The sequence below is a fragment of the Fibrobacter sp. UWR4 genome, assembly GCF_003149045.1.
GTDB lineage: Bacteria > Fibrobacterota > Fibrobacteria > Fibrobacterales > Fibrobacteraceae > Fibrobacter.
The window spans coordinates 57,631-77,969 of the sequence record NZ_QGDU01000020.1; the positions used below are offsets into that span (position 1 = coordinate 57,631).

Sequence of the window (20,339 nt, forward strand, 5' to 3'; positions counted from 1 at the left end):
GCTTCAGCGTCCCTCAAACAAAAAAAGAAGGCAGCCGCGAAGTGTGGCTGCCGTATATTTTTTTAGGGGGAGTTCGAGGGGGACGGTAGTCCCCGTTCGAGGCATTAGTTTCCGCGATTGCTCATGGAGCCTATCATCTCCACAATTTGGTCGGTAAAGTCCCCATTAGGAAGCGTCTGGGCGATTTCCAGGGCCTTTTCCAGATGGTCCTGAGCGCAAGTCTTTGCCTTCTTAAAAGCGTCCTTAGCGTTCAGACATTCCAGAATCTTTTCGGGAACACCTGCTTCGGAAGCCTTGGCGATGTAACCTTCCATCTGGGCACGTTCGTCGGCGGTGCAGCTGTCGAAGTAATACAGCAGCGGGAGGGTAATCAACCCGTTGGACAGATCCGTGAACTTTGCCTTGTCCAGATTCTGGCTGCCAAAACCATAGTCCAGCAAGTCGTCCACAATCTGGAATGCAATGCCGAAATGAGCTCCCATCTGGGCGCAGCGGGAGGCCACTTCCTTGTCGTAGCCTGCCAGGATACCTCCGATTTTGGCTGCGGCTTCAATAAGGGCTGCAGTCTTGCCGTCGATAATCTTGTCGTACATTTCAAAAGACAAGCTCATGTCGCCGGAGTGGTCCAATTCAAGAATTTCTCCCGCAATCAGTTTGTCTGCTGCGTTGGAAAGTTCCTGCGGGATATCTCGGGATTCTTCGTCGATCACGCAACGCATGGCCTGGGACAGCACGTAGTCACCAATAAGAACTGCAACCTGGGTGCCCCATTCCTTATGGGCGGTCTTCTTGCCGCGGCGGATTTCAGTACCGTCGATGATATCGTCGTGCACAAGGCTTGCCAAGTGCAGCAATTCAACGCCTGCGCAGGCGTGTGCCACGCGGCTTGCGTCGGGCTTTACGGCGCCACTTTGGGCAATCAGACACAGAAGGGTTGAGCGAATGCGCTTGCCCTTGCGCTGAAACAGGGATTCCAGTCGTTCGCCAATTCCGGAAGGAGCGTTTTTCGCTACGTCGAAAATGACGTTTTCGGTGAGCGTAAGGGTGTCCTGGACCAGCTCTCTCGCCTGGGAAAGAACTGTCTGGAAATCTGCCTTTGCGTTACTAGAAATCATAATTAAACATCCAACTCGTCGAGAACCTTGTATGCGTTGGTTTCAATGAACTTACGACGGGGTTCCACGTCTTCGCCCATGAGCATGCTAAAGATCTGGTCGGCGACCACAGCGTCTTCCACGTAGCACTGCTTCAGGAAGCGACGTTCCGGATCCATAGTGGTTTCGAAAAGCTGTTCCGGGGACATTTCACCCAGACCTTTGAATCGGGTGATCGTCACGTTCTTCTTGTCTTCCAGCTTGGCCATGGCCTCGTCCTTTTCGTTTTCGTCGAAGAGGTACTGTTCCTTCAGGCCGACCTTCAGTTTGTACAGAGGAGGCATTGCCAGGTATACGTGGCCGTTATCAATCAACGGACGCATGTAGCGGAAGAAGAATGTCAAAAGCAAAGTCTGGATATGGGAACCGTCCACATCAGCATCGGTCATGATCACGATCTTGTGGTAGCGGAGCTTTTCCAACTTACATTCGGAACCCAGGCCGCAACCGATTGCGTTTACCAGGTTCTGAATTTCTTCGGTGTCCAGCACGCGGTGAAGGCTTGCCTTTTCCACGTTCAGAATCTTACCGCGCAACGGAAGGATGGCCTGGAATTCACGCTTGCGGCCCTGCTTTGCAGAACCACCTGCAGAGTCACCTTCCACGATGAACATTTCGCATTCCTTCGGGTCGCGGCTACTGCAGTCGGCCAGCTTGCCCGGAAGGCCACCGCTTTCCAGAACGTTCTTACGGCGGGCGAGGGTGCGTGCCTTGTGGGCTGCTTCACGAGCCTGTGCGGCAAAGTAGACCTTGTCCAGAATGACCTTCACGGCGGCCGGATTTTCCTGGAAATATTCGTCCAGCTTGGCGCCGAATGCGGATGCTACATAGCTTGCAATTTCGGAGTTGCCCAGCTTGCGCTTGGTCTGACCTTCGAACTGCGGCTGGGATACCTTAATAGCGATAACAGCGGTAAGACCTTCGCGGATGTCATCAGCAGTAATGGTAATGTCCTTCTTGCCCTTGGGCATGTCCTGGGCGAACTTGCTGATCACGCGGGTAAGTGCGGTCTTGAAACCGGTAACGTGGGTACCACCGTCATAGGTGTTCACGTTATTCACAAAGCTAAAGAAGTTTTCCTGGTAGCCGTCGTTGTACCACATGGCCACTTCCAGAGGATACTGGCCATCGGGAAGTACCAGGTGAATAGGTTCGTTGAACAGCGGAGTACGATGTTCGTCCACATAGCGGACGAATTCAGAAACGCCACCCGGGAAGCAGAATGTTTCGGAGGGCTTGGCTTCGTCACGTTCGTCGGTAAGAGTCAGACGGAGACCGCTCATGAGGAATGCCAATTCGCGGAAGCGGGTCGCCAAGGTCTCGTATACATAGACGGTTTCACTGAAAATCGTATCGTCCGGATAGAATTCAATGGTAGTACCGTGTTCTTCTTCGCCGCAGGTTCCAATTTCCTGCTGGGGACCGCAAGGAATGCCCTTGCTGAACGTCTGGGTCACAACCTTGCCCTTACGGCGGACTGTTGCAATCAACTTGGTAGAAAGTGCGTTCACGCAGCTCACGCCCACGCCATGAAGACCTGCAGAAACCTTATAGGAATTGCTGTCGAACTTACCACCGGCATGGAGCTTGGTCATGACCACTTCAAGAGTACCCACCTTTTCCTTGGGGTGGATGTCGGTAGGAATGCCACGACCGTTATCGGTAACGCGGATGCCGTTCCCCGGAAGAATTGCGATTTCGATATGGGTGCAGAAACCAGCCAGGGCTTCGTCCACGGAGTTGTCCACTACTTCCCAGACCAGGTGGTGCAAACCACGGATATCGGTAGAACCGATGTACATTGCAGGGCGAACACGCACCGCTTCAAGACCTTCCAGCACGGTAATATTAGAACCGCTATAGTCTTCTTCGCTCTTCTTCACTTCTTCAATTTCTTCAGACATTCTTAACCTGTTCAAACGATTCGGACATCCCGCACAGCAGGCTTGCCCAACATTAAATTACACTTGTCAATAATAGCTTTTTTTTGAAGGAACAATTCCTGTTTCCATGCGGAATTGGAGGTCTTTAGCACCAAAATATTCTTCTCCAGACGGACCGGTTTTACGTGGGGTAAAATCAGGTCTCCCACCACCTCAGAAAAGCGTTCGCACAGGGTGGAAAACGTCATGTCATCGGAGATTTTGTTCTTGTCCAGAACCATTTTTAAGAGCACGCTGATATCGGCAGGACCATTCCCGCTGAAGTGCTTGCTACGCCTTTTTGAATCAAAGCTAGGCACTGTATCCCCTCTGTATTTTTCTTAGAGAAGCAAAATCTTGGAAAGGACGAAACCGCCAATCAAAATGCTGGTCATGCCGGCCACCACAGTGGCCTTGGTTGCTTTACCAACGCCTTCTGCACCGGCGTTTGTCGTAAAGCCGAAGAAGCATGCGTAGCTAGCGATAAAGTAGCCGTATACGGTAGCCTTAATAAGGCCCACGAACAAGTCCCAGTTCTCATAGAACATACGCACACCGTAGAAGAATACGGAGAAAGATACGTCCTTGTAAAGGGCAGCCACTTCATAACCACCCACAATACCCACGAAGATACTGATGATGGTAAGAATTGGAAGCATGATTACTGTGGCGATAAGACGAGGGGCTAACAGGAACTTGTATGGACTAAGACCTAATACTTTGTATGCATCCAGCTGTTCTGTCACAGCCATGGTGCCCAGTTCTGAACACATGGATGCTCCGATTCGGCCTGCCAGCACCATTGCCGTGAGAATGGGGCAGAGTTCCACCATTACGGACTTACCGACGGCCATGCCCACAAACATCAGGGGGATCATGTCGGCGAACTGGTAAGCCAGCTGCCAGGACATAATGGCGCCTGTAGCAAGGGAGGCCGCCAACACCACAGGGATACTGGTGACGCCAACATGCTGCATCTGTTCCACGGTGGTGTGGAAATTGCTAAACGCTCCGGGAATACTCTTAAACATCTGCCATACGAAATGCAGATAGCTCACTACGGTGTGTAGGAACTTGTGAATAAACCTTCCGAGGGCTTCGGCAATCTTGTTCATCAGCGGGCCCTAAATTACTTGGACTTCTTGTTAGAAGCCTTCTTTTCGGTCTTTGCTTCCGGCTTCTTTGCAGGAGCCTTCTGCTGGGGTGCCATAGCCTTGTTGAACAGAGCGGTGTCGTTCAAGTAGCGGATGGCTTCGTTCAACTGCTTGTCGCGCTTCAGGCTGAATGCGGTACTTACGGAATCGTTCTGGAAGGAGGTGAGCAGTTCGCGCTTGATACCGTCCTTAATGTATTCCTTGTTGCCTTCAAACTGGGCGTTGCGGTTCTGTTCCAGGGCGTCACGCATTTCTGCAATGCGCTTGGACAGCAGAGTGTCCGTAACGGTCTTGGAGGAATCGCCCATGTAGTTCTGTTCGCGGATAACGCTCTTTTCCAGCTGGTCCACGCCTACCAGAGCGTTGGACTTGATCTTCATGAAGCTGGTATCCTTCAGGCAGAATTCCTTGAACTGGTTGAACATTTCGTCCGGAACTTCCCAGTTGGAATCCACCTTGATGCCCTGCTTTTCCAGTTCGGGACGGGCCTTTACAGCAAACTTGAAGTACATGGACATGCGTTCCTGCACCTGTACCACCCAAGGCATGGGGTCCAGTTCCACTTCTACGTCCGGAGTAATACCGCCACCGCCGAACATCATGCGGCCGTTATTGGTATAGAAGGTATCGCGGGCCACAGTGTCCGCCTTGGCTACGGTAGAATCTGCCTCGCCCTTTTCTTCCTTCTCGTATTCCTCTTCCTGAATCTTCAGGCCCTTGATGCCGTTTTCGGGCTTGTTAATGCAGCGGCCGAAAGGCAGATAATAGAATGCGGTGGTCAGCTTCAGGGCGTTGCCCTGGTTGTCCAGCGGGAAAATGGTCTGTACGGAACCCTTACCGAAGGAAGTCTTACCCACGATCAGGGCGCGGTCCCAGTCCTGAAGTGCGCCGGAAACGATTTCAGCAGCACTTGCGGAACCCTGGTTTACCAGAACCACCATAGGTACATCTTGCTTCACGACACCGTCCTTGCGGGCGCGGCTTTCAGTCTGCTGGGTGCGTCCCTTGGTGCTCACGATGGTGTTGCCACGCTTCAGGAACAGTTCGCTAATGTCGATGGCCTGGTTCAGGAGACCACCCGGATTGTAACGCATATCCAGAATGATCTTCTTCATGCCCTGCTTTTGGAGGGCCTTCAGTGCATTTTCCACGTCACTAGTGGTCTTGTCGCTAAAGGTTGCCAGTTTGATATAGCCGATGTCCTTGGAGACCATGCCGTAGTAGGGAACTGCGTGAACCACAATTTCAGCACGGGTGATGGTAAAGTCCATCAGGTCGGCAACGCCTTCGCGGGCGATAGCGATGGTCACGTCTGTGCCGATCTTACCGCGGAGCTTGCTTACGGCGTCATCCAGGGAAAGACCCTTGGTATCCTTGCCGTCAATCTTTACAATGCGGTCACCTGCGCGGATACCCAGGCGGAAAGCCGGAGTGCCGGACAGGGGAGAAATCACCGTGAGGATGTTGTCGCGAAGGCTGATGGTGATACCCACGCCACCGAACTTACCTTCCATGGAAACTTTCAGGCTTTCGTAATCCTTAGGGCTGAATACCGTAGTATGGGGGTCCAGAATGTCGCGGATCCCGTTCAGGGCGGCGTCCGTCAGTTCTGTGGGGTTTACTTCTTCCACATACTTGCGGTTCACTTCGGAGAAAACCTTATTCAAACGGGAAACTTCTTCGTAGAAGTCACCCGGGGGAGTCTGCTTGTCCTGGGCGGCAAAAGATGCGTTGGCAAGGCACAAGGCGGATGCAGTAGTCAGCAAAAGATTACGAAACTTCATATGCCCTAAAAATACAATTTCATTTTTGAAAATATGGTACAAAACGGAAAAAACCGGCCAATTAAGGCCGGTTTTTAATTGAATTTAGAGAGAGAGACTTACAAAAAAATCAAGAGGCTTGGGCCAAGGTTAGGCGGCGTCGTTCAGCAGGCGTTCCACCTGGCTGTTGCGAAGCTTTTCCAGGGCGTTTTCCTTCAGCTGGCGGATACGTTCCTTGGAGTGACCCGTCATGGTAGCGATATCCTTCAGGTTCAAGTCCGCATCGGATTCCATACCGTAGTAAAGGCGAAGAACCTTGGTTTCCAAATCGGAGAGGTTTTCGTTCATTACTTTGTTGTAAACCTCGGAACGATTGCGGGATTCTGCCATGTCGCATGCCATTTCGGCGCTGCAGATGGTTTCACCCAAGGTCATATCGCCGTCATCGCCCATGGGAGCATCCAGGGATGCAGTGCGGTTGCCCATCATGAGGATCTTTTCAATATCCTTAGCCTTGTACTTGGAAACACCTTCCAGGCTCTTGGGGTCCATCACCATGCCGCCGCCGATGACCTGCTTCATCTGGCCGCCCTTCTTGGCAAAGCGGCGAAGCACCAGTTCCTTTTCGGCGCTGATACGGACCATGCGGCCCTTTTCAGCGATGGCGCGGGTCATGTTCTGGCGAACCCACCAAACGGCATAGCTGATGAACTTAATCTTCTGATTGTAATCGAAACGGCGGGCGGCTTCAATGAGACCCATGTTTCCTTCGCTGATCAGTTCACCCACTTCCAGGCCCTGTCCCTTATAGAGGTTAGCGATGTTTACCACAAAGCGGAGGTTGGAGTTTACCAACATTTCCAGAGCGGCGCGGCTGCCCTCGTGGACTTTCTTAAGCAAAACTTTTTCTTGTTCTTTTGTGAGGAGCGGATACTTGGAGATGTCATTGAGATACTGGAAGTAGACATCCTTTTCTTCGCGAGTCTTAATGTTCTTATTCATAAGTTCCTCCTTGTTTCGTTTACATGAGTAAATGTATCTCTTTGATATTTCCCTTGTGTCACGAATTACACTGAGTTCTGCAAAACTTTTGTCAGACTTTTGTCACGAAAAACACTGACTTTTGTCAGATTTGTGTCATAAATGCCTATTTTTACGCATAAGAGGTCAAAATGTCAGAAGAATTGTCACAAAAAAAGCCCTTTACCAGGCGCGAAATCGTAAAAAAGTTCATTAATAAGCATCGGGAACGCCTTTCGGTGCTCCAGGAGGCCCGTTTTGAGAAGGGCGAAAAACAGCTGGTGGAACTGATCGGTAAGGACCCGGAAAGTCAGAATAACTTTCCTGTGCCTGGAGTGTTCATTGGTATCCTGGTATGGGCTTTCATTATTCTGTTCCCGCTGGTGTTTATTCTTGACCCTACCCGCAGCAGGGGCGTGGACTTTAAGCAACTTCTGGACTATTATGTTCCTTTGTTCGCAACCCTTCTGATTTTCCTTGCGAACCAGCGTTTCTTTGTTCCAAAACTGTTCTTTAGAAAGAAGTACTTTCTGTTTTTGACATTTAACTCCGTGTTGCTCTCCTTTCTGCTTTGGCTTAGGGAATTTGCCTGGTTTATCCAGACCCGAACTCCCGAGGATACGATTGGCTCCTTCTTTTCGTCCTATGCGTTCCTGGGTGTAAATGGACATCTTGAAGGCGGCGTTATAATCTCCTTCATTTTTGTGGATGTCATGATTTGCGTTTGCTGTATCTTGATCGCCATTTTCACAAGACAGGTGATCCGCGCCTTTATTATCCGCGAAAAACGACGTGCCACATTGCAGTATGAACTGGACTTCCTGAAAAGCCAGCTGAGCCCCCACTTCCTCTTCAACACGCTGAATAACATTACCTCCCTCATTTCCTTTGATCCCAAGCTTGCGGAAAAATCCATGACTAAACTTTCGCAGTTGCTGCGAGTGATGCTTTACCAGTCCGGAGATAAGACCATTCCCCTAAAGGATGACCTGGATGTCTTGCAAAAGTATGCGGAACTGGAAAAATTGCGTCTGGATGACAAGTTTCAGTTATCTTTCGAGACGGAAATTGAAAAGCCCAATTTGATGGTGGAGCCTTTGCTCATTATGCCGTTGATGGAAAATGCCATGAAGCACAGTGCTAATCCTAATGGGGGAGGCTTTGCCCGTGTGTTTGTACGCCAGCAGGAAAATGAAATTTATGTGAAGGTGGAAAACAGTAACTTCCCCAGGAAGGCAAAACCTAACGCAAGCGGCCTAGGTCTTGTCACCTTGAAAAAAAGACTGGAGCTGCTTTATGCCGGCCGCTATACGTACAACGCAAAAGTTGACGGCGAAACGTATGTGGCGGAACTGCGATACAAATGCAATCGTCCTGAGAGCCAGTGAGAAGAACGTAAGGACTGGATTCTTCGGCCGTTGGCCTCAGAATGACGATATGGCGCTGGCCTCAGAATGACGATATGGCGCTGGCCTCAGAATGACGATAAAAAAGGACTTGACAAAATAAGATAGTTTGTATAAATTTTGGTCCGGACTAAATAATTTGTTAAGCACATGCCGTTAAAAACGGGGTGTGCCTTTTTTGTTTGATGTCCTGTTTGTAAATGCTTCTAGCGGGCGAGTGCCCCGCTTGTTTTCTTACATCTAAATAATTGTCTTTGGAGGTCCTACCGTGAATAGGATGTCAAGGTGCGCAGCCTTGATAGGGACTTTGTTGTCCTTATCGGGTTTTGCCTGTGGTGCGTTCGCCCAAGAATGCGAAGAAATCTCGCTGTTCAGGAATGGCAGTGATGCTGGAAAAATGATGGAAGGCTCCACCTTCCCGGAAATGCCGGAGTGGGCAGCCAACTGGGGAAATCTGGATGGCATGACGCCGCCCTACATTCGACTGTCTGGCCAGAAAAGCTCTGCAGGTAACTGGAGCGGGGAAATGTCTTTCCCTCGGATGCCTGTGACAGTAAAGGGTGGCTCCCTGAAATTGAAATTACGTTCCACCCAGAAGGGCCGTGCAGCCCTCTGGTTAAAGTTATCCTCTGGAAAAAGCTCCACGTACCAGATGGACGTGGCGGCCAACAAGACGTACAGTGTGGAGGTTCCTTTGACCGCCTTCGGTATGGGCGGGGCTGCGTCTGTGGCCGGAGTTGGTGTTGGGCTGGTAAACGTTCCCGCCTATCAATACACCTCGCTGTTTATAGATGACATAGCCTTTACCTGCGGGAACCCTTCGGAAGACCAATCCTCGCAGACATTTGCATCCGGTGGCGCCCCGACCGCCTATCCGTATAGCGACATCAAGCCAGAAAGTCCCATTCGCGATGTGATGTTCAGGGATTCTCACGCCGGGATGACAAGTGCAGCCTATTCCCCACAGGAACGTAAGCAGATGGCGGATTCCACCAGCCTAAACTTCGTGGTGGACCTCTTTGACTACGGCCAGCTGCAACGTTTTGCGACCGCTACGGATTTGACCCCGAAACAATCCAGCCAGGGGTGGTTTAATTCCCTCTACCAACTGGAGGCAAATCGCCTAAGGGATAGCGTCATTGCAAATCCCAAGGAACTGTTCTACCAGGCGGAAGCTTATGCCGCCAGCAGCGATAAGAGGGCCATGCCCCTCCTGCTTGCCAATGTGGACTACGGTTACCGCGCCTGTGTCGATACCTCCTGCGTATCCCAGGTGATTCGCCCTGCCCGATTGCTACTTGCGGGACTTCCTTCCTCAACAGTTCATGGGTCTGTATTCAAGATATTTTACGATCCCTATTTTTTAGTCACACACAGAACGGAACTCCCAGCGGTGGAAATAAAAGTCAAGGGAAATTGGGTCAAGTTGGCGCCTAAGTCGGAAATGGAAATCCAGTTCGAGGCTGCCGGTGTCCAGAAATTTCAGGTGCGCCTTACCGCCGGCGGAATCACCAGCACACAAACTCTTTTCGTGGAGGTAAAATAATGAGGCTCACAAAAATTTTGCTTTGCCTTGTGGCTATGGCGGGTTCTGCCTTTGCAAGTATTCACGATGTGTTTTTCCGTATGTCGGATTCAGGAAAATTCCTGGTGAAACTGACTTACGATTCTCCCTGGGTATCCTCCGAAGGTACACCTGTGGAGGATTTGCCTGGGGACAACGTTCGCATTCGCGTAATCGATCCCCCTGCAGGCAATGGCCTGTTTGGCTTTGAACTGCAGCGCCCCTTCCTGGTGCTGGACGGCATTTATCTCGATGTGGAAAACAACCGCACCCTTTCGGAATTTATGGAGGAGGCGGAACAGTTTGGCCTGGTTTCCGTGCTGAAGGAACTGGGCTACACTCCCGTCCTAGTACAATTTGCCGAAACCGTAAGCCAGGGCCTGGAAACGAATTCAACTCACTTTAAGAATTTGCTCCAGTTTATGAATGATAACCCTTATTTTGGATTCCAGAATAAGGCTGAAGATGGATTTATTGTAATGGGTATTAGCCAGGGTGGTATATTGGGCCGCTATGGATCTTACCTGTACGATATTTCTAGGCCGGCAGGTTCTGCGCCCATCCGCCTGTACGCTTCTCTGGATTCTCCCCATCAAGGTGCGATAATGCCTAAGGGATTGCATTATACCATCAATTTTTGGGCGGCCCATTCTTCAGATGCTGGGAAGTTTAGGGATTTGATAGAGGGTGCTGGCGCCAGTGAGTTGCTTTTATATCAGCCTGTTGGAAAAGATGATGGAACTGTGAAGGATTATTATAGTGCAGATGGCGGTGGACAGCGATTCTTGTTTGGAAAGTATCGTGAAGCCGCCAATTATAAAGGTTTTCCCGTTGTCCTGATTTCTCAGGGACAGATGAAGGGAAAGTCTGCTGATCATAAGAAGAAATTCTTTGATCTAAATAGAAAGGTTACAAAATTAGGAGGTGTTTTTGGTCGAGCGGTAAGTTCTTTCTCGGCTCCTGATATGGAAAGTGGTGAAATCGCCCACAATCGCATGTATAGATTTGACTCTATTTTTGTGTCTAGGGATATTGTGGGTACTACAGAATACGATTTTATTCAGGGAAGTACCTATCCTTTTGCAAAGACGATGTATTCTAGCTTGAGAAGCGGATTCGTTTCTGAAATTCCGAAGGAAATGCATATCAGTTTTTCCGATTATTTTGGAAACGAGTACAATGTAAGTTTGACAGGCTCTTGGGATAAGGACACTTTGTATCAGGCTAACAGTACCTTTATTCCGACAACCAGTGCCATGGATATGCTTTGTGGTGGAGAATTGTCCATTGGTGTTCCCTGTTCCTTTAAGGAAAGCCATGTAGGATTCCCTTTTGAAAATCCCAAGGGCAGAAGTACTGCTGACGCTGCGTATGCGGTAGATCCGACCCATCCCCGTTATAATGAGGCTATCAGTGGCCGCCATATTGAACTTCCTGGCGTTGGCGACAAACAGGATATGGACGTTCTTGTGGGCATGCAAACGGATGTGTGGCGTATTTTCTGTGAAATTGCCAAACGAGATTATGACGCCTCTAGCAAGTCTTTCCGTAATTCAAAACTTTCTGGAGTTTTCGATCCCTCGGCTAGCTGCATGGATATTACGAAAATGCCAGCTCTGATAAAGAATAGTGGTATTGTACAGCGCCGTAAATTTGGATATGCCCGTTATGATTACAATGAAAAAGCAACGGAATCTAAAGATTCTGTCCGTTTTAAGGTTCCGGCAGGTTGGCATAAAGTTGCCGTATTTGATAATGGAGGCAAAATTCAGGAAGGTTCTACCTTTGAAGTGGAGGTGATTGCTGGAAAATCTTCTAGCGGATGGATGAAGGCGGAGCTGCTTTTAACCACAACGAAGGCTGGAACGGGACAAATCCAAATGCGTGAAATTACAGTTCCTATGGATGGTGACCGACATACACTTCGTTGGGCGATGCCCGAAACAAAAGGGGCTCTTACCAATTATCGTTGGTTCCGCTTGGTATTAAATTCTAGCGGTTCAACCGTTAGTGTTATGAAACCTCGATTGGTGTATGCAAGTATGTCTAAACAGTCTGTAGAGTACATCACAAATCCCATAATCTTCCCCAATAATAAACTGGCTATTAGGAAAGTTGGTGAAAATGCGTCTGTAAGCCTTTATGAGGATGCGTTAGGCAGTGGACAGAATTTGAAGTTTAATAATATTGGCGATTTTGCATTCTACGACTTGGGTGGGGCTAAGAATCTTTCCCAGTTTAAGACTGTAAAAATTCAGTATTGGCCAGGATCTTGCGGTTCTACGAAGGTTTATTTTGATTCCTTTGTGAATGGAGCAGTTAGTTTGGCGAATGGGAATTCAGTAGGTGGTTTTGTTGAAAAAACAATTCCGCTGGAAAATATTGTCAATACAAACTTCACCCAGGATAATGGAATTTCTGCTTCCAGATTTGTTCTGCGAGGAACAAGTGCTGGGGAACGTTGTCTTATCCATAGTATAATTTTGGACTAATTAACGTATTGTGTTTTGAAATTGTGTATTTTGCAAACTATGGTTTGCAAAATTCATAGCTGATTGGACGTTTTCTTGATTTAGGATAACGTTCAATCTAAGTTTGTTTATTGCGGGTGGATGTGTTTACTGAAACCCGCTTTTTTAGGAGTTGAAATGAATAAGTTTTTCTTGTCTGTTTGTTTTGGAATTGGGGTTTCAATGATGCTTACAGGGTGTCTTGTGCCTAAAACCCAATCCTTGGCTAAGTCTTTAATGCCGTCCCCGTTGACGCATCGCGTTGATGCTAGTGATCGTGATTCTCGTTTTTCGATTGCTGGTTCCGGTTATTATGGCCATACGGGGAGTCCTAAAGATAACGTTAAGGATGCGAATGTGGGAGGGGGAAATGTTAGCTCCACCTTCCGTTTTGGCGGTTTTTTCTCCCCCTTATTTGTAAATGCCGCTTTTGGCGCTTTCGGCGGTTACAGTGGCTTTTCTTGTTCAGAATCGTCTTGTGGTTCGGGAGAATCTGAGTTTGAAAAGTATGAAACGTGGCTCAAGACTCCTGAAGGAAAGGATAGTTACTTAACGTGGGCTGTGCGGGAACGTCTTTTGGTTGGTCTTGATTTTAATTTGGGACCGTATTTGATTCTTGGCGCAGCAGCAGGATTGCAATTATATCAAGAAGGTGGTGAATACTACCAAAAGCGTCTTGATCTTGATAATCCGGAAAATAGAATTGCCGAAAATGACGATGGAAAAATAGGGGGGACGCTTTTATTGCCTGTTTGGGTGGGTACTCATTTGGGACGTCATGGCGAATACGGAACCTTGGCGGCTGAGTATGACTTGATGGCTTCAACTAGCTATAGCATGGAAATGAAGTTCACCTATACTCATCCTACAGGATTCTTTGTCGGATACCAGATAGGACGCATTGTTCGTCACAACTTCTATTTCGGTAAGGAATTCGTTTTCTAAAAATAATTATGGGAAAAATAATGGATAAAACAAAGATGAAGGTCTATTTAGATACTTCTGTTATTGGACTATGGAAGAAAAAATATCTCAATCTATTCACCGGAATTTTTTGAGGAGGATGCATGATGAAAGAACCGATTCTTAGCTCTCGTTTTGATGTAGAAGATATTCGAAAGCTGCGCGAATATAATTCATGGCGTCATTCTCAAATGACCACAGCGGAGGTTTTGGCCGATATTAAGGAAGGGTCAAATGAATTTCTTCGTGAAATGGGGACAGCGGGTTTAAAATTAGCTGAACCTCCAGGAAAGTATTCTGCAAAATAAATAGACTGTAACAAAAAAAATCCCTCAGAATTTCTGAGGGATTTTCGTTAATAGCTGATCCTGAATTACTTCTTGATTGCCTTTACGACGCCCAGCTTGGTCTTCAGGATGTATGCACCCTGGCGGATGTTCAGGCGGAGGGTGCCGTCTGCGTTCATTGCCTGGCCCTTCAAGCCGGTCCATACCATGTTGCCGTTCAGGTCGAAGACCTGTGCAATCATACGGCTGTCGTTGGTGTTGAAGAAGCGCGGTGCATGGATTGCAGTGGACTTGCAGCCAGTTGCTACGATCTTTGCGATGTAGATGCCTTCTGCGTCACTATTGAAGGTGAGGGAGTTGGATTCGTTGTCGCCTTCGTTATCCAGGTTGACGGTGGTTTCGCTCCATTCGCTGCCGCTTGCAGGGCGGCCGTACTGGTAATCCAGCCAGCTGCCGGCATTAGCAGCACCGACGTTCACGTAAGCATTCTTGCCGTCAGTTGCGCTACGCATGGTAATGGTCAATTCTGCACAGCTGCTGAGTGCGTCGGCAACATCGTCAGAAAGCTTCAGAACCTGAGACTGGTAGCCGCATTCTTTATCGGCCTGTTCACAACCTGCCAGCGGAACACTTGCATAACCAGTAACGCCATCCAGCGGGGTAGCCACGTAAGAGACTGCGCCCAGCTTGTTGCTAGCCTGGCTCCAGGTAGAAACGTCGGTAGTGGTGGAGTAGTCCACCAGTACAATATCTGCGGTAGGAGATTCGACCGGTTCAGTGTAGTTGGGGTCGGTGGTTTCGTCTACGCAGGTGCTCAGTGCAGCTGCGGAAGCGCCCTTCTGGTAGACCAGGGTGGTAACGGAACGTGCCGGCAGCATAGTGCAGGCGGCGATAGATACGGGCTTACTCTTAAAGCCGTTTTCCTTGGACTGGACTGCGGTAACAATGCCCATGCCGTTAATCACGGGATTGTCCAGCTGGATAGCGGTTTCGGTGGGGTTGATCACCACAACGGAAATGGAATCGCCGGTAGCGCTGGTAAATGCAACTGTCTTCAGAGTGCTATCATCAACTGCGGAAGTAATCACCTTCCAGCCCGGGTTTACGAACTTGGAGTAGTGACGCATGGCGTGGTATTCCGGATTCACATAGAATTCGTCCGCCTTACAGCCGCCCCAGCCTTCTGCGCAGACGCCGATCATCTGGCCAATCTTTCCGCCCCAGAAAAGTTCCCAGGCGATGTAGCCAGACAACTTACCGTCGGTAAAGCCCGCCTGCATAATGTGGGCGAGGCCCACCATGTCTGCTTCGCGGGTCTTGTCCAGCATGTTGCAGAATTCAGTCATGATAATGGGCTTGTTGCCGTAGGTGGAACCGATAGCCTTCATGGACTGGCGGAAATTTTCCGGATTCAGGTAATTGTTGCCGGCATTGTCCTTGCCACTACCTGCATGATAAAGATGGTAGGCATAGCCGTCCAGCTTACTATCATCCAGCTTGTTCATGTATTTCTGGAAGTTTTCGTAACCAATACCTAGTGGCTCCGGTCCCAGGATCTTGGGTTTATTGGCCATCCCCTGGAGAGCGTCGTAAACCGCATTCAGGGCCTGCTTGTAACCGGCAATTTCGTTAGTCTCGGTAGGTTCGAACAAGGTTTCGGCGTAATCCGCTTCCATGTCCGGTTCGTTCTGCAGGGAAATATAGTCCGGAACGATACCTGCAGCATTGTAAGCCTGCAGACTCTGCTTCCACCAGTTGGCAAATTCGGTATAGGCGTAGGCGCCGTAGGCGTCGCCAGTAGCTTTCTTTAAGGTCTTGTCGGACTTGGAGGCGCCATCCTTGCCGTTAACGCTGTTGCTGGGCTTAAGCTTACCCGGTGCAGACCAGCTGGACATCTCGATCTTTAGGTGATCGCCCAGGCGTTCCTTTGCAGCCTTCACAATCTTGATATCTGCGGCAAGACTGTCTGCGGAATTGGCTAACGCCTCGTCGCTCTGCAGCCAGTTACCCATGCGCAAGAATGATAAGTTCAAGCCGGTAAATGCCGTGTCGAAAAGAGCCTGCTGGTTCTTTTCGGCCATGCCCAGGATCCAGCCCTGGTAATAAACGCTACCGCCACCGAAACCCACGATGGACTGCTGGGTTGCGGCGGGATCTACTGCGATACCTGCGGCGGATGCCATGGTTGCTGCGGCCAGCGCTGCGGGGAGAAGCTTCCTAATCATATACGCATTCCTTATATATTGTCATACACCAAGGCCAAATTTAGGTAATCCAAGCCCCCCGGGCCCGCCGGGGGGTAATGACAATGTGCATATTCTCACATGGAATAAGAAAATCGTAATTTTTTCGCCTAAATAACGTTGCTATGTAAATTATTTTGTATATATGAGACATCAAAAAACGGTGAATACACCACTTTTTGTGCGGAAGACATCGGATCAGGACCTAGAAATTTGTAATCATTACAAAAACTAGTGAAAAATCTGACAAAAGTTTGACAAAAGTTTGACAAAACTATTGACTTCTGTAAAAAAAGAGATATATTTATCAATGTAAACGAGAGTGAACGACTCAGAAACACTAACGCTTCGAAAGTTGTCAATCTCAAAAGAATGTGTAACAAACAACAAGGAGTACACTATGAAGAAGCAAGGTTTTACCCTTATTGAATTGATGGTCGTGATCGTTATCATGGGCATCCTCGCAGCCGTCGCAGTACCTAAGCTGTTCGGTATGATCGCTAAGTCCAAGGCATCTGAAGTTGGTCCCGCTGCTGGTACCTACGTGAAGTTGCAGGACGCTTATGCAGCAGAACGTAACGCAGCGGGTGGTTGGATGCTGATTGGCTATACCATTCCGGCTTCCAATAATTTCAGCTACAAGGGCGGCATCACTGAAAATGCCACCGTTGAACTGACATCTTTGAATAATAACATTGGCTGGCAGGCTCAGAATAAGGTTGCACTCAATGACTGCACTACAGACGAATGCTTCTGGGATATTGTTGTTAACAATGGTGATAAGGGAGGCCAAATCAAGTATGCTGCTTGCCTTACTGCCGACGCCGCTCCTTTGACAGCAAACTTCACTGCAATTAGCACTCCGGGTGAAAACTGCACTGTTAGCACCGCTGCAATTCAGTAATTCGTCGCTGACAAAAGACACTAAAAAAGGACTCCCGTTTGGGAGCCCTTTTTACGTTTTTGCCGTTTGGCTTAATTACTTACCGATCTTATCAAAGGTCGGAGTAAGGGCCACGCAGCCAGCATCACCAGCAGAAGCCGCAAAAGCGATATCAGCCTGAGTTGTGCCAGATGCCTTAGACAAAGTTACGGTCCAGTTATTACCAGAATCCTTCTTTGTGCATTCATTCAAGTTGGCATTGTTATTTGCACCCCAACCGAGCTTGTTGTCATCAAGAGCGTCGGAACCATCTTCTGCAATAGCGCCGTGATCATAGGTGAAATTTGTTGTAGAGCCGTTATTCGGAGCGAGATAGCCGATCAGCTGCCAGCCACCAGCCATGGAAGATTCAGAGAAGTATGCCTGCTGCAACTTCACGTAGGAAGACTCTTTTTTGGATTCTTTGATTTTTAGGAAAAAAGAAATTCCGTCAATAAAGCTTGAAAGGCTCAGTTCGCTTTTTACGAGTTTTTTTTAATACAGATGCTATTTCTTCCTCGATTGCACGGAATTTCCCAACTTTTCGCAAAGCGACAAGATGGACGGTCGCATTCTATACAAAAGCCCAGCCAAATCTTCTTCGGCAAGCAGAGGCTTTAGTTCATCAAAAGAAACCTCCTTAAGCTCCTTAGCAAAGGCCTGTAGTTTTTCAATCAACGACAACATATTTTTTGCGGCAACCACATTGGCGTAAGAACGTGCGTTTTTCAGTCGTTTCTGCAAAACATCCGTATCTGGCGCCAACCCAAATAGGGCATCATACTGATACACGTCATACAAGTCGCGCATTAGGCCTCGTTCATTCCACGCAGCGATTTTATGAGCGAATGCAATAGACGGTTCCATCACCCGAATGATTCTTGCCGGCCTGCCGTAAGGAGTGCTTAAAAGCGAAGAAGACATGGGAATTGACGGACAATCCTTTTCGGCAGAAATTTCTATCTGAGCCTGTTGGTTTCCAAAACTTATGAGAATCCTAAGTGCCTTAGAATTCAGTGAGCTTTCAAACTTCAATCCATTAATTTTGGATAGTTCATCTTCTATTATTGTCTTGACATCTTTTTTGGAATCAAAGGGAATGAAGATGTAATCCACATCGTTCGTGAACCTTGGACTATGCATTAGTCGCAAAGACATTCCACCTTTGAGAATTGCGGAATTTCCAAATTTTACGGCAAAGAAATCAACGATCCAGGCAAGCAGTTCTTCAACATTCCTAAAGTTTTCCATAGATGTTGTTCCTTACAAAAGACTGAAATTTGGGGTTGTTGTATTTTTCAAGATATGTTTCCATTTTCTTTTTGGACAATGCCGAAAACTGAATGTCCTGAAAAATATTGAAGTAAAAGTTTTTCCCGTGCTGGTAAAAATAAAACGTGTCTAAAACGGCTTTTTCCGGGGTTGCAATCTTGACCCCATATTCGTTGGGCTCGAAGCCGAAATATAGGTCTTGGCTAATTCTTGAATAGGACAAATTCGTGTTTCCTGTATATTCCGCAGCCCTGGAGGGTACTGCGCAACTAACCATAAACGGACTTTCGGTCCCAATCAACTTGTGGGCTGCTAACGCGCTGCCGAAGGTTACATAGGAATCTGGCTTAACCTTTGCTGACAGCACCTTGATGTCAAAACCTTTGGTAACATACACGCCTCTGCAATATCTGGTAAGCAATCCTGCATTTACAAATTGTCGGATCAAGGCCTGTAGTTTTTGAAAATCGGAGATGTTAAAAAGAGAACTAAGTTCAGGAAGCGTAAAGACTCCTTGAACGAGGTTTGAAAGGGCTTGCAGCAATCCGGCGTTTTCTAGGACGTTTTTCATATTTACATATAATATAGTAATTTACATATTATCTGTAAATATGTTTTTTCAGGATTCAATAATGTCATCCTATGCTAAGTTGCCGCCTCAATTTCAAATTATTCTATAAAAACTGCCGTGTTCAAATTTTACTGACATGCCATACGCTTTCATTGACAAATTTAAAGTCGGACTTTAAATTTGTCAAAATAACCAGTGTGCGCATTTTTGTACGAAATGTAATCGTTTATTGACATTGGAGTTGCAACGTTATCCTTCCTACGTGAAGTTGCAGGAAGCTTATTTCTCTGAAAGTAACGCCATTGGTGGCTGGACCATGATTGGTTATAAGGCTCCTGCAGCATCCAGTGCAGCTGACTCTATTTCTACCAGTGGCTCCAACTTTGACTACTCTCAGCAGGGCTCTTACACTAATGGTACTATCACCACCGCAAGCGCAACCGCTCTGTGGCAGGCCAAGAACAAGGTTGTTCTTAACGATTGTGCTGTGAATGATGCAAACGTATGGCAGATTAAGGGCACCATTTCTAACGCTCTTGTGACCTTTAGTGCATCCACCTCTTCTATATGCACTCCGCTTACTCCGACATTCAGCAAAATCGGTCAGTAATCCAGCCTAAAGTCAACAATCGTTAAAAAAGGACCCCAGCTTTGGGGCCCTTTTTATGTTAAGAACTTTAGACTTGTTTAATTAGTCAATGGTGCCATCAATAGCAGTAAAGTTCGGAGTCAGAGACTGACATCCTGCGTCAGTAACTTCTGCCTTATAAACAATGCTTGCGCCTGCGGCAGCAGTAGCAGATGCAGGAGTCACCTTGATAGTCCACTTTTCGCTATTTGCAGCTCCAGGGGTACAATCATTCAGTTTGACCTTGTTGTTTGCAGTCCAAGCACGGGAGGTTTCTCTGGTAACCGTACCGCCATTTCCAGTTCCGATCGAACCAGCATAATCAAAATTTGTGGATGTGGGTGCGATATAACCGATAAGGGTCCAGTTACCTGCTGCATTTCTTTCTGCGTAGAATGCGTCCTGCAACTTCACGTATTCTCAAGTACTTTTTCGTTGTTTTTGGTTGAAATATTGACATTCATGTTTGTGTTTTCAAAGTTTGCGTCAGCTCGGAATGTTCCGGGTTAAACTGGAGGCTATATGCTTTTTTATGATGCTGCAATTGATGACTTGAAGAATAATCCTGGTGAATTGACTGAGGCGACAATCAGGACGTATCAATGGAATTTGCGAAAGATTCGTGACTTTATGCCGGAGATGGAATGTAATTCCATAGATGAAAAGATGATTCGAGATTTTAAGATTCATCTGCAGGAAAAGGGGAATAAGCCGGCGACTGTGACAAAGGCGTTGTCGGTATTTCGGATTTTTGTCAATCGCCTGCGTAAGGAAGGGCTGATTGAAAACGATCCGTTTGTTGGAGTAAAAATTGGTCGAGTCTATACGCGTCGCGGCTTTTTGACGATGCGAGAATTGAAACAACTTTAGAGGCATCATCAACATGTGTGGAAGCATTTAGGCAGCCTTGCTAGATGATTCTCTCGATTCCGATTCCCATTCGTAGGCTATCTTTACATC

General features: G+C 47.9%; 19 protein-coding genes. 8 read left to right on the plus strand and 11 right to left on the minus strand.

Annotated features, from left to right (window positions below):
- Window positions 1–104: 104 nt before the first annotated feature.
- The 6 genes from BGX12_RS09675 to BGX12_RS09700 form a co-directional block, all read right to left on the minus strand.
- Window positions 105–1,115 carry a polyprenyl synthetase family protein gene (locus BGX12_RS09675; protein WP_109735861.1) on the minus strand — a complete coding sequence of 337 codons (1,011 nt, stop codon included), beginning with the start codon at window positions 1,113–1,115 and terminating at the stop codon, window positions 105–107.
- A 2-nt stretch (window positions 1,116–1,117) separates the two neighbouring features.
- Entirely contained in the window at window positions 1,118–3,058 is a 1,941-nt protein-coding gene (gyrB, locus tag BGX12_RS09680; RefSeq protein ID WP_109735862.1) for a DNA topoisomerase (ATP-hydrolyzing) subunit B, read from the minus strand.
- A gap of 11 nt (window positions 3,059–3,069) precedes the next feature.
- Window positions 3,070–3,396, minus strand: a complete 327-nt coding sequence (locus BGX12_RS09685) for a DUF721 domain-containing protein (RefSeq protein WP_233246349.1) — start codon at window positions 3,394–3,396, stop codon at window positions 3,070–3,072.
- 21 nt (window positions 3,397–3,417) lie between these two features.
- Entirely contained in the window at window positions 3,418–4,191 is a 774-nt protein-coding gene (locus tag BGX12_RS09690; RefSeq protein WP_109735864.1) for an ABC transporter permease, read from the minus strand.
- Between the two features lie 14 nt (window positions 4,192–4,205).
- The gene (locus tag BGX12_RS09695; RefSeq protein WP_109735865.1) at window positions 4,206–6,014 is read right to left on the minus strand and encodes a S41 family peptidase; all 1,809 of its coding nucleotides are present in this window, start codon (window positions 6,012–6,014) and stop codon (window positions 4,206–4,208) included.
- 129 nt (window positions 6,015–6,143) lie between these two features.
- Window positions 6,144–6,995 carry an RNA polymerase sigma factor RpoD/SigA gene (locus tag BGX12_RS09700; protein ID WP_109735866.1) on the minus strand — a complete coding sequence of 284 codons (852 nt, stop codon included), beginning with the start codon at window positions 6,993–6,995 and terminating at the stop codon, window positions 6,144–6,146.
- Between the two features lie 170 nt (window positions 6,996–7,165).
- On the opposite strand from BGX12_RS09700, the gene BGX12_RS09705 reads away from it, so the two are divergent.
- The 5 genes from BGX12_RS09705 (at window position 7,166) to BGX12_RS09725 (ending at window position 13,764) form a co-directional block, all read left to right on the plus strand.
- Complete coding sequence (locus BGX12_RS09705; RefSeq protein ID WP_109735867.1) at window positions 7,166–8,401, plus strand: sensor histidine kinase; 1,236 nt, start codon at window positions 7,166–7,168, stop codon at window positions 8,399–8,401.
- Between the two features lie 286 nt (window positions 8,402–8,687).
- Window positions 8,688–9,965, plus strand: coding sequence for a hypothetical protein (locus tag BGX12_RS09710; protein WP_146196301.1), 1,278 nt, complete (start codon window positions 8,688–8,690; stop codon window positions 9,963–9,965).
- Entirely contained in the window at window positions 9,965–12,475 is a 2,511-nt protein-coding gene (locus tag BGX12_RS09715) for a hypothetical protein (protein ID WP_146196302.1), read from the plus strand. The genes BGX12_RS09710 and BGX12_RS09715 overlap by 1 nt, the downstream gene beginning before the upstream one ends.
- A gap of 156 nt (window positions 12,476–12,631) precedes the next feature.
- Window positions 12,632–13,438 carry a hypothetical protein gene (locus BGX12_RS09720; RefSeq protein ID WP_146196303.1) on the plus strand — a complete coding sequence of 269 codons (807 nt, stop codon included), beginning with the start codon at window positions 12,632–12,634 and terminating at the stop codon, window positions 13,436–13,438.
- A gap of 122 nt (window positions 13,439–13,560) precedes the next feature.
- Window positions 13,561–13,764: a hypothetical protein gene (locus BGX12_RS09725; RefSeq protein WP_109735871.1), complete on the plus strand. Its 204-nt coding sequence runs from the start codon at window positions 13,561–13,563 to the stop codon at window positions 13,762–13,764.
- Window positions 13,765–13,829: 65 nt separating this feature from the next.
- Here the strand turns inward: BGX12_RS09725 and BGX12_RS09730 are convergent, their stop codons facing one another.
- Complete coding sequence (locus BGX12_RS09730; protein ID WP_109735872.1) at window positions 13,830–15,968, minus strand: glycosyl hydrolase; 2,139 nt, start codon at window positions 15,966–15,968, stop codon at window positions 13,830–13,832.
- Between the two features lie 418 nt (window positions 15,969–16,386).
- On the opposite strand from BGX12_RS09730, the gene BGX12_RS16040 reads away from it, so the two are divergent.
- Window positions 16,387–16,890, plus strand: coding sequence for a type IV pilin protein (locus BGX12_RS16040; RefSeq protein ID WP_109735873.1), 504 nt, complete (start codon window positions 16,387–16,389; stop codon window positions 16,888–16,890).
- Between the two features lie 75 nt (window positions 16,891–16,965).
- On the opposite strand, the gene BGX12_RS09740 is transcribed toward BGX12_RS16040, so the two are convergent.
- From BGX12_RS09740 to BGX12_RS09750, 3 genes are all read right to left on the minus strand, one after another.
- Window positions 16,966–17,307: a hypothetical protein gene (locus BGX12_RS09740; protein WP_109735874.1), complete on the minus strand. Its 342-nt coding sequence runs from the start codon at window positions 17,305–17,307 to the stop codon at window positions 16,966–16,968.
- A gap of 108 nt (window positions 17,308–17,415) precedes the next feature.
- On the minus strand, window positions 17,416–18,159 hold the full coding sequence (locus BGX12_RS09745) for a nucleotidyl transferase AbiEii/AbiGii toxin family protein (RefSeq protein ID WP_109735875.1): 744 nt from the start codon (window positions 18,157–18,159) through the stop codon (window positions 17,416–17,418).
- Window positions 18,146–18,751: a hypothetical protein gene (locus BGX12_RS09750; RefSeq protein ID WP_109735876.1), complete on the minus strand. Its 606-nt coding sequence runs from the start codon at window positions 18,749–18,751 to the stop codon at window positions 18,146–18,148. Before BGX12_RS09750 ends, BGX12_RS09745 begins: the two co-directional genes overlap by 14 nt.
- 235 nt (window positions 18,752–18,986) lie before the next feature.
- Between BGX12_RS09750 and BGX12_RS09755 the strand changes: the two genes are divergently transcribed.
- Entirely contained in the window at window positions 18,987–19,361 is a 375-nt protein-coding gene (locus BGX12_RS09755) for a hypothetical protein (protein ID WP_146196304.1), read from the plus strand.
- 81 nt (window positions 19,362–19,442) lie between these two features.
- Here the strand turns inward: BGX12_RS09755 and BGX12_RS09760 are convergent, their stop codons facing one another.
- A complete protein-coding gene (locus BGX12_RS09760; protein WP_109735878.1) occupies window positions 19,443–19,793 on the minus strand; it encodes a hypothetical protein in 351 nt (116 codons plus the stop codon).
- 108 nt (window positions 19,794–19,901) lie between these two features.
- Here BGX12_RS09760 and BGX12_RS09765 point away from each other — a divergent pair, with 108 nt between their 5' ends.
- Window positions 19,902–20,249, plus strand: coding sequence for a phage integrase SAM-like domain-containing protein (locus tag BGX12_RS09765; RefSeq protein WP_109735879.1), 348 nt, complete (start codon window positions 19,902–19,904; stop codon window positions 20,247–20,249).
- The last annotated feature ends 90 nt before the right edge of the window (window positions 20,250–20,339 follow it).

Excerpts from the sequence above, each read along its gene's own strand:
- BGX12_RS09675 (WP_109735861.1), bottom strand. The coding sequence starts at position 1,115 with ATGATTTCTAGTAACGCAAAGGCAGATTTCCAGACAGTTCTTTCCCAG.
- gyrB (WP_109735862.1), bottom strand. The coding sequence starts at position 3,058 with ATGTCTGAAGAAATTGAAGAAGTGAAGAAGAGCGAAGAAGACTATAGC.
- BGX12_RS09690 (WP_109735864.1), bottom strand. The coding sequence starts at position 4,191 with ATGAACAAGATTGCCGAAGCCCTCGGAAGGTTTATTCACAAGTTCCTA.
- BGX12_RS09695 (WP_109735865.1), bottom strand. The coding sequence starts at position 6,014 with ATGAAGTTTCGTAATCTTTTGCTGACTACTGCATCCGCCTTGTGCCTT.
- BGX12_RS09700 (WP_109735866.1), bottom strand. The coding sequence starts at position 6,995 with ATGAATAAGAACATTAAGACTCGCGAAGAAAAGGATGTCTACTTCCAG.
- BGX12_RS09705 (WP_109735867.1), top strand. The coding sequence starts at position 7,166 with ATGTCAGAAGAATTGTCACAAAAAAAGCCCTTTACCAGGCGCGAAATC.
- BGX12_RS09715 (WP_146196302.1), top strand. The coding sequence starts at position 9,965 with ATGAGGCTCACAAAAATTTTGCTTTGCCTTGTGGCTATGGCGGGTTCT.
- BGX12_RS09720 (WP_146196303.1), top strand. The coding sequence starts at position 12,632 with ATGAATAAGTTTTTCTTGTCTGTTTGTTTTGGAATTGGGGTTTCAATG.
- BGX12_RS09725 (WP_109735871.1), top strand. The coding sequence starts at position 13,561 with ATGATGAAAGAACCGATTCTTAGCTCTCGTTTTGATGTAGAAGATATT.
- BGX12_RS09730 (WP_109735872.1), bottom strand. The coding sequence starts at position 15,968 with ATGATTAGGAAGCTTCTCCCCGCAGCGCTGGCCGCAGCAACCATGGCA.
- BGX12_RS16040 (WP_109735873.1), top strand. The coding sequence starts at position 16,387 with ATGAAGAAGCAAGGTTTTACCCTTATTGAATTGATGGTCGTGATCGTT.
- BGX12_RS09745 (WP_109735875.1), bottom strand. The coding sequence starts at position 18,159 with ATGGAAAACTTTAGGAATGTTGAAGAACTGCTTGCCTGGATCGTTGAT.
- BGX12_RS09750 (WP_109735876.1), bottom strand. The coding sequence starts at position 18,751 with ATGAAAAACGTCCTAGAAAACGCCGGATTGCTGCAAGCCCTTTCAAAC.
- BGX12_RS09765 (WP_109735879.1), top strand. The coding sequence starts at position 19,902 with ATGCTTTTTTATGATGCTGCAATTGATGACTTGAAGAATAATCCTGGT.